Origin of the sequence: Candidatus Cyrtobacter comes, from assembly GCF_034470605.1 — a bacterium.
Taxonomy (GTDB): domain Bacteria; phylum Pseudomonadota; class Alphaproteobacteria; order Rickettsiales; family Midichloriaceae; genus Cyrtobacter; species Cyrtobacter comes.
This window is the reverse complement of record NZ_JARGYT010000050.1, coordinates 1-8,542: the sequence shown is the minus strand read 5'-3', so window position 1 is coordinate 8,542 and position 8,542 is coordinate 1. Positions and strand designations below refer to the sequence as shown.

The window sequence follows — 8,542 nt, the reverse complement described above, 5'->3', positions numbered from 1 at the left end:
TTCGCTAAACTCAAAGAAAATCGACGCTTAGCATTACGATTTGAGAAATCCGATCTCTCTTTCCTTGCCTTTATAGCTTTAGCATCTATTAAATACAACCTTTGTTAACAGTGCCTAATATTCATATAATATACTTTAATAAATTAACAAAATCAGGTGAACGTACAGTCAAAACAATGATCAACCAAACCGCTCAAGCGCACTATAAATCATCCCCTCTGCACTCTTCTATAATAATAGACAGTTCTTTACTTAAATTTTCTAAAATAACGTTAGTTGATTCTACATCTAGCTTACCCATAAGCCACCAACCCTTAATTCTATAAGGGTCAACATATTGCTCCTCGAAATCATCAAACATCACACTTTTAGAATTTGCATGAGTCTGAGTCATACCAACAATGATATGCGGACAACGAGCCTTCATGTCATCAATAACCATTTGAAGAGTAGTAGCACCATTAGAAACGAAGGCAGGCACATTAATCTTACGCAACAAATCAGGAGAGCTACCTATTTCTTTTGCGAATACACAATTATAAGAGGCTTCAACTTTATAAGTATGCTTCAACTCGAACATAGTGTGATTTTCTGCACATTTAAACTCAACTAATCCATTAAAAGCTACGATATTACCATCAATTCTATAAGAGGTTAGTAAAAGTCTACTCTTCTTATCTCCCTTGAGTGAGTTAGAGCAATATCCGCCAATGACCCCACTATTTTCATTAACAACACAAAAATAATCAGCGCTATCTACATCGCTTAAAGATTTAAAGCGCTTAACATGACAGCCAAGAGAGCTAATTTGAGCAAAATTAACATTCAAATTATTAAAAAAAGACTTAAGTTCCATAATTAACAAGAAATAAACCAAAACAAATTTTCACAAATTACCAAGAGATTCAGGAAGAATATATGGTAAAAGCGCGATACAAACGCACAGAAACAAGCCTTATAAATGCGAAAAAGCAGCCTGTAAAACCACTCAAATTTACATACCATACCAACCTACTACCACCCTCTCATGATAATATTGCTCGGCAATAGCGTCAATATATGGTAATATAATATTATTATGTTACGTAGAATAGATTTTGATTACTGTAAAGGTACTAAAAATTATACGATTTGAATTTGCGTAATATTATGGCTCTACGCTCTATAACTTGTTATAATACAAATTTTATCTGTAGGTTATCTACATATAATTTCTCTCTTTATATATTCTGCCTATATCGGAACCATATCTTTTTATACAATAGGTTTTTTACCTATTTTGTTAATGAGGTAATGTAAAAGTTACAATAATCCCTTATCTTGCACTCATTGCATTTAGGATTTCTTGCTGTACATACATATCTTCCATGTAGAACTAATAGGTGATTGGCCTTTCTAGCCCATTTTTCTGGCAAAATATGCATTAGCTGCTCTTCTGCGTGTAGAACATTTTTTGTATCGCATAACCCTAATCTGTTACTTAATCTCAAAACATGTGTATCTATCCCTATTGTAGCCTTACCAAAGGCTGAGTTTAATACCACATTTGCTGTTTTTCTACCAACACCAGCAAGACTCATCAAATCTTCCAAGTTATCCGGGACCTTGCTGTCAAAATCTCTTATAAGCTTTTTACTCATCTCCATGATGTTTTTAGCCTTAGAATTAAAAAGCCCAATACTTTTTATATATTGTTTTAAGCCCTCTTCACCAAGATTCACCATTTGCTCTGGTGATTTAACAATATTAAATAAGGGGCCAGTAGCTCTATTCACCCCTTTATCAGTAGATTGAGCAGAAAGTATAACGGCAACAAGCAAGGTATACTCATTTATATAATCCAACTCTATCTTAGGGTTGGGATTATTAAGCTCTAAGATCTCAAACAACTTACCTACTCTCCCCACTTTTTATATATTCATTTTATATCCTGTGAAGTATTATTATCATTTATATCTTTCCCTGAAGATTTATTATCCTCCCTCCCCTTAGCTTCAAAAAAATCTGCCATCTTACGGAGCTCTAATTCTATATCACTCTCCTTAACAGATTTACCTTTTATTTTCTCAATTTCGATCTTATTTTGAATAACGAGCTTTTTTAGCGCTTCAAATTCTGACCTTGTTATAAAATTCATACCCTTTATGGTAGATTCAACTTGATTTTTTACAAAAACCCCAAGATCCTTCCACATTTCCGATATTGTAGAGATACTTGAATTTGTAAACTTAGAAATGCTATCAAATATATCTTTCCCCATTACAATAATAACCACATATAAACTTAATTGAGTGTACACTTATGGCTATAAATTTGCAATATATGGATCCAGAGGCTATTAGGATCGGCCCACTTTCTCTTAAATGGTACGGTATATCATATGCACTTGGTATATTAATTTGCTGTGCGTTGATAAGAAAATTGAGCAAGTTACACAAGCTATACTTACCAGAATCACTATCTAATAATATTGAGATCTACTGTATGATTGGCATAATATTCGGTGGAAGAATTGGATATATGTTAATATATGCATGGAATAGCCTTATGCTCGAGCCTATGAGCCTGTTTTATATATGGGAGGGTGGAATGTCGTTCCATGGTGGCTTAATTGGCATGATTCTTGTTATATTATTAGTTTCATACGCATATAAAATGAATCCGTTTATTTTATATGACCTCATTGCTGTAGTTGTGCCACTTGGCCTATTTTTTGGTAGATTAGCTAATTTTATAAATGCAGAATTAAGGGGGCGTCCATCAGATATCACTTGGTCAGTGATTTTTTATGATGAAGATTTTTCAAGGCACCCAAGCCAACTCTATGAAGCATTCGGTGAGGGAATTTTGCTTTTTGCCATCATGCTCTTTTTATCAAGATTTTTTAAATTCGGGTCAGGCTTCTTATCATCTGCATTCTTAGTATTATACTCTATAATAAGAGCATTTCTAGAATGTTATAGAGAGCCAGATTCAAATATAGGATTCATAGCTGATAAATATACAATGGGGCAATTACTCAGCATTGTTAATCTGATATTCGGATTTATGATTCTTGTTATCTCGTTAGCAAAGAATAAGAAATATAAGTGATAAATATAAAGATTTTATGCTAATCAAACATATTAAAAATATGAGAAGAAAGCTTAACTTTAGAAAGCGCCATAATCTTATGTTAACTATCTCACTTTCATTGCGCCTTGCTGATTAATCCGTTTAACTACAGATTGATTCCTTTCAGATTGATTCTTTTCAGATTGATTCCTTATAAATGGAGTCTCTTGCACATAAGAGACTCCATCAATAGCTTGAACAGGTGGAGGACCCTGTCCCAATTCTGTACCTTGTACTAACTTATAATTGTTAGAATTATACTCTACCGCATCATACATAGATCGCGCAGAAAATTGCTTCGTAAAAGCTTCACCAACGCATGATAAAAACCCAGGCGTTTCACGTTTGTTGCTAGAAGTTGGCGCACGACTCATTGATGCTTTTATTTCATCTACCAATCCATCAATCTTACCTAGATCAAAATCAGGCGCTAAGCTTAATCTATCAGCAACACCTTTTAAAACTTCTAACTTTAACCTTTCATTTAGTATGACTTGTTGTATTGCGTTTAAAGCCCTTTGGTTCGTACCATTGGCTTTTTGTACACCTAAATGTGCTAATTCTCGATTCGTCTTATTTCTAATTTCTAAGTTCATCTTATCAAGATCCTTTTGGTATACTCCCTCCGAAACGACAGAATAAGATGAGGATATTATACCAAGCACCGTTGAAATTGGATCTCCAGATATTATAGTCCCAACTAATGTTGCTGTACTCTCTGGGATTTTTCCGGTCAGCATTTTAAATAATGTCCTAAATGGGTTAAACCCTCTATTAACTACAACTGGGATATTACGCTCTAATTGAAGCTTCTTTTTAATTGCCTCTGCATGTTGAGGATTATGTAGCTGATTTATTTTCTCTATCTGCTGAGCCCTAATCTGTTTCAGCTCGCTACACATCTCTATTTTGTTCAGATTTATTTTTGCAGCATAAATACGAAACGCATCAGCAGAAACTCCAAGAGCAATAGAAAAAAAAGTTGAACTAAGTATCACTATAGAAAAAGCTAGCCCAAGCGGAGAAAAAACAAATAATGAAATAGCTGATGCGATACTAAGCGCCCTACCAACAAAGCTAGAGAATAAAAAATCTAATGTACGCTGATAGATTGAATGTTTTTTCACAAATGCCTTATGTTTTTGTACAAGTTTTGTAACAAGTGTTACAACTCCACTTACCCCCGGAAGTTTTCTTAAATACTTGAATAAGAAATTTTGCCTAATTTCCTCATTATTAACATTTTGCTCTTCTAAATCCTCCAAAACCCTTTCTTGCACCATATCAAATCTCTACTCTTATCAGTGTATATAGAAAGCCTCCATCATTAAATAGTATTTGCAATAATCTTAATATTCAAATATCATGCACCGTCGGTTTTCGGCTGGGAATTTGTGCATAAATTTAGTCAAATCTTTCTAAGCTAAAATCATTATATTTGAAGAGATTTAATGGATATATTAAGAAAAATTTTTAGAAAAAAATCTGTCGAATCACTGCTTGCGGAATCTAAATCATCCACTGGGTTGGAGCGCTCTATTAGTGTGTGGCAGCTTATAATGATCGGCATAGGGGCCATAGTCGGTGCTGGTATATTTGTTCTTACTGGAAAAGCTGCTTGTTTTCATGCTGGCCCCGCTGTTGTGCTTTCCTTCTTAGTAGGTGGTATTGCATGTATCTGCGCAGCCTTTTGTTATGCGGAATTAGCATCAACTATTCCACTTTCTGGAAGCGCATATACATATATGTATGCTGCATTTGGAGAGTTTCCTGCATATATTACAGCAGGGCTTTTGATTATGGGTAATTTCTTAAGTGTCGCTGTAGTTGCTATCGGATGGTCTGGATATTTCACAAGTCTTTTATCTGATTTTGGCATTCATATACCTGCTATTTTTACAAATCCAACAGGTACGCAAATATATGATGAATTATCAGGTAATTATGTAACTTCTATTATAAATTTACCAACGTTGTGTATATGTTTGTTAGTTACATTTATATTATATTCTGGATTAAAATCTTTTAAATTAATAAATTTACTAAGCGTTGTTTCTAAAACATTTGTACTCCTACTGTTCATTATTATAGGTTTTTATTTCGTAGATATACAAAATCTATCACCTTTTATACCACAGAATACAGGAAATTTTGGTGAATTTGGCATATCTGGTATTATAGCTGGGGCATCTATGATATTTTTAGCTTATAATGGCTTTGATAATATTGCATCAGCTGCGCAAGAAGCTAAAAACCCTCAACGCTCTCTTCCTATAGCTATAATATGCTCTATTCTTATCTCAGCTGTCATATACGGGCTTGTATCATTTGTTCTTGTTGGTATTGCTCCTTACAAAGAATTGGGAGTCGCAGAACCTATTGCTGTAGCAGTTGATAAGATGGGTATGAAGTGGTTTGCAACATTGATAAAATTTGGAAGCTTAGCTGGCCTTATGTCTGTAATTTTGGTTATGTCCTATGGTATAATACGGGTTATCTATTCTATGTCTATAGACGGACTATTTCCAAAGGCACTCTCAAGAATTCATGAAAAAAATAAGGTACCACATATAGCCACATTATTTGTTGGCATTGTTGTTTCCATTACAGCTTCTACAGCACAACTTACACAAATGGTTCGTCTTGGAAATCTAGGCATCTTACTTACATTCATAATAGTTTGTTTTGCTACAATATTCCTAAGATATTCACGCCCTGATCTAGATAGGAAGTTTAAATGCCCATTCATGCCATTTCTTCCATTATTTGGTATATGTGTGATGTTTTGGCTAGTATATAGCATGCCATCTATAATATACTTATATGCCCTTATATGGCTTTTATGCTATTCAGCAATTTACTTTACATATGGATTATTTCACAGTAAATTAGGTTCCAAACAAATACATTAAAATATTGATTAAGTAAGTGAGGCGTTTTAAAATTTCGAGATGTAGCCCGAAATTTTTATGTATCTTCTTTTTTGGTATATCTAGTGGTCTATTTTTACCATTAACAACCTCGAATTTAGCACTTATGCTTTCTGATAACGGCATGTCTATCAAAAGCATCGCTATTTTTGGTATCATAGGCTTGCCTTATTCATTCAAGTTCTTATGGGCACCATTTATAGATAGTATAAAGATCCCATTTATACCACTCTCCAATAGATGTGCTTGGATAGTCTTAATAAAACTTCTCTTAGTAGCTAATGTATTTATAATTTCATGTATAGATAATATTGCTACGAATATATTAGCAACAGTATCTCTATTTGCATCTTTAGCATTTCTTTCTGCCAGCCTGGATGTTGCAATAGATGGTTTTAGAATAGCCATTTTAGATAATAAGGAGCAGGGATTAGGTAATACATTTGCCGTTTTTGGTTACCGGATAGGCATGTTAATTTCTGGAGCTGGAGCATTATATATTGCAGATTATTTTGATTGGCATACCGCTTATAGAACATTGATGTTATTTCTATTACCAGGATTAGTATGCGCTTTCTTATATAAAGATAAAAAGACATATTTAAACACCATCAAAACCAGTGGAATAGTTTCCATGTTTCAAACTTCAATAGTGGACTTGATAAAAATTGGAGGCTTTGTATTTATAGTATTATTTGTTCTTTTTTATAGGCTAAATGATGCATATATAGGATTAGTTTTGCAGGTTTTTTACAAAGAACTTGGATTTTCAAAATCTGAGATAGCATCTATAATAAAGGTCGTAGGACTCTTTGCAACTATATTAGGTACGTTTCTTGGTGGCGTTTTATGTGCAAAATTTAATAATATAAAAAAAAGCTTGATTATCGCATTATTTTTTACATCAATCTCTAATCTATTGTTTATATTGCCTTTACACTTTGAAAAGAATTTAATTCTTGTAGCATTTATAATAATAATAGAAAATATAAGTGAAGGACTTGGTAATATAGCATTAGTGGCATTTATAAGCATATTATCCAATAAGAAATTTGCAGGAACGCATTATGCAATATTAAGCTCTATTGCTATGCTTCCAAGGACATTAATATCCTCTACATCCGGCGCTATGGTAGATACAGTTGGTTGGGAGAAGTTCTTTATCATATCTTCAGTTCTCTCTTTACCATCACTTATTTGGTTAGCGTTCATAAAAGATACGACTACTAAACGTAGTACAATTAACTAAATAGAATCAATACATTTATGATAGGCTGTTATTGTTTGTGCTTGTAGGGATTAATCATTGGTAGATACGATGGTAGTAAGTTGTTATGGCGCCGCCCTATATTGTCAATTCAATAATGGACTTAGAACCAGTCATGTAAACGATGAAATGTTGAAAGGAATGTGATATTAAGGCATCAAAAAAGGACAAGAATGTCAAACAAATAGTAACACTATTGATAAAGAGTGGGATTTTAATAGAAAAATAATAAATAGGAGAAAGGGTCAGCAGTACCACCTAAGAACGCAAGAAGGCTAGCTATGTTTTATGTGACAAAAAATGGCTGTTTTTGGAGAGATTTACCCAAAGATTTTGGGCCATGGAAAATAGTTTTAAGTTATTGGATAGTCTTTCTGAAGATTGCGTAGCTTTGTCTTTTGATGATTGTTATGTTAGGATGTGAAATATATTGTAAAGCCAGTTATGATTTTTGCATGAACTATGCGCATAGTAGCTCTGCTTGCTATGATCTATATGCAGATTGTGCACTGCGGATGGTTTGGTCAGATTTATAGGATTTTATATGTCACCATCGCAGCTGCCCTCAACTCAGCTTCTTGCACCGATATTAACACTGAGCTATATTTTTTCTGCTTGCAGAATTCTGAGCCTGTTTTGCATGCTGATTCTTGCATCATCATACAACTCTACTAACACACTTTTTACTACATTACATGCACTAGCCTTAAAGGATGATGTCGAATCACAGTTAGCTTTAGCATATATGTATTATGGAGCATTAGAAAGAGTTGCAGCAATGGGTTTATGATAAAGCCTCTATCTTGGGAAGTGTTGAAGCTCAAGTTGCATTGGTCCAATTTTGCATGCTGATTCTTGCATCATCATACAACTCTACTAACACACTTTTTACTACATTACATGCACTAGCCTTAAAGGATGATGTCGAATCACAGTTAGCTTTAGCATATATGTATTATGGAGCATTAGAAAGAGTTGCAGCAATGGGTTTATGATAAAGCCTCTATCTTGGGAAGTGTTGAAGCTCAAGTTGCATTGGTCCAATTTTATTATAAAAGTGAATGTCCTAGGTAGTGTATGTTCAAAATTAGTTATGTAAATCTTTTATGACACTTTAGCTATAGCGCCTCTTATATAGCTAAGTCAGTATAAAACGTCATATAAAATAAGAGTTAAAAAGCTAGAGCAATGTGTGGAGCGGCGGATTTGCTTTGCCTGAGTCCATTTTTTC

10 protein-coding genes are annotated in these 8,542 nt (G+C 33.8%); 6 read left to right on the top strand and 4 right to left on the bottom strand.

The genetic code is table 11. From position 1 onward, the window contains the following. Nucleotides 1-202: 202 nt before the first annotated feature. The 3 genes from Cyrtocomes_RS04020 to Cyrtocomes_RS04010 all read right to left on the bottom strand — a co-directional run bounded on the left by Cyrtocomes_RS04020 (nt 203) and on the right by Cyrtocomes_RS04010 (nt 2,275). Nucleotides 203-856 (bottom strand): hypothetical protein, encoded by a 654-nt coding sequence (locus tag Cyrtocomes_RS04020; RefSeq protein ID WP_322497918.1) that lies wholly within the window; start codon nt 854-856, stop codon nt 203-205. Between the two features lie 418 nt (nt 857-1,274). Beyond that, complete coding sequence (gene nth, locus Cyrtocomes_RS04015; protein ID WP_322497917.1) at nt 1,275-1,907, bottom strand: endonuclease III; 633 nt, start codon at nt 1,905-1,907, stop codon at nt 1,275-1,277. An 11-nt stretch (nt 1,908-1,918) separates the two neighbouring features. After that, the gene (locus Cyrtocomes_RS04010) at nt 1,919-2,275 is read right to left on the bottom strand and encodes a hypothetical protein (RefSeq protein ID WP_322497916.1); all 357 of its coding nucleotides are present in this window, start codon (nt 2,273-2,275) and stop codon (nt 1,919-1,921) included. A 26-nt stretch (nt 2,276-2,301) separates the two neighbouring features. Here Cyrtocomes_RS04010 and lgt point away from each other — a divergent pair, with 26 nt between their 5' ends. Further along, nucleotides 2,302-3,093 carry a prolipoprotein diacylglyceryl transferase gene (gene lgt / locus Cyrtocomes_RS04005; RefSeq protein ID WP_322497915.1) on the top strand — a complete coding sequence of 264 codons (792 nt, stop codon included), beginning with the start codon at nt 2,302-2,304 and terminating at the stop codon, nt 3,091-3,093. An 86-nt stretch (nt 3,094-3,179) separates the two neighbouring features. Here the strand turns inward: lgt and Cyrtocomes_RS04000 are convergent, their stop codons facing one another. After that, entirely contained in the window at nt 3,180-4,397 is a 1,218-nt protein-coding gene (locus Cyrtocomes_RS04000) for a hypothetical protein (RefSeq protein ID WP_322497914.1), read from the bottom strand. 168 nt (nt 4,398-4,565) lie between these two features. On the opposite strand from Cyrtocomes_RS04000, the gene Cyrtocomes_RS03995 reads away from it, so the two are divergent. From Cyrtocomes_RS03995 to Cyrtocomes_RS03975, 5 genes are all read left to right on the top strand, one after another. Then, nucleotides 4,566-6,026, top strand: coding sequence for an amino acid permease (locus tag Cyrtocomes_RS03995; RefSeq protein WP_322497913.1), 1,461 nt, complete (start codon nt 4,566-4,568; stop codon nt 6,024-6,026). 16 nt (nt 6,027-6,042) lie between these two features. Continuing rightward, nucleotides 6,043-7,293, top strand: a complete 1,251-nt coding sequence (locus Cyrtocomes_RS03990; protein ID WP_322497912.1) for an MFS transporter — start codon at nt 6,043-6,045, stop codon at nt 7,291-7,293. A 299-nt stretch (nt 7,294-7,592) separates the two neighbouring features. Then, on the top strand, nt 7,593-7,700 hold the full coding sequence (locus Cyrtocomes_RS06160) for a transposase (RefSeq protein WP_410519703.1): 108 nt from the start codon (nt 7,593-7,595) through the stop codon (nt 7,698-7,700). A 131-nt stretch (nt 7,701-7,831) separates the two neighbouring features. Beyond that, nucleotides 7,832-8,101: a hypothetical protein gene (locus tag Cyrtocomes_RS03980; protein WP_322497910.1), complete on the top strand. Its 270-nt coding sequence runs from the start codon at nt 7,832-7,834 to the stop codon at nt 8,099-8,101. A gap of 13 nt (nt 8,102-8,114) precedes the next feature. Beyond that, nucleotides 8,115-8,306: a hypothetical protein gene (locus Cyrtocomes_RS03975; RefSeq protein ID WP_322497909.1), complete on the top strand. Its 192-nt coding sequence runs from the start codon at nt 8,115-8,117 to the stop codon at nt 8,304-8,306. The last annotated feature ends 236 nt before the right edge of the window (nt 8,307-8,542 follow it).

Excerpts from the sequence above, each read along its gene's own strand:
- Cyrtocomes_RS04000 (WP_322497914.1), bottom strand. The coding sequence starts at position 4,397 with ATGGTGCAAGAAAGGGTTTTGGAGGATTTAGAAGAGCAAAATGTTAAT.
- Cyrtocomes_RS06160 (WP_410519703.1), top strand. The coding sequence starts at position 7,593 with ATGTTTTATGTGACAAAAAATGGCTGTTTTTGGAGAGATTTACCCAAA.
- Cyrtocomes_RS03995 (WP_322497913.1), top strand. The coding sequence starts at position 4,566 with ATGGATATATTAAGAAAAATTTTTAGAAAAAAATCTGTCGAATCACTG.
- Cyrtocomes_RS04020 (WP_322497918.1), bottom strand. The coding sequence starts at position 856 with ATGGAACTTAAGTCTTTTTTTAATAATTTGAATGTTAATTTTGCTCAA.
- lgt (WP_322497915.1), top strand. The coding sequence starts at position 2,302 with ATGGCTATAAATTTGCAATATATGGATCCAGAGGCTATTAGGATCGGC.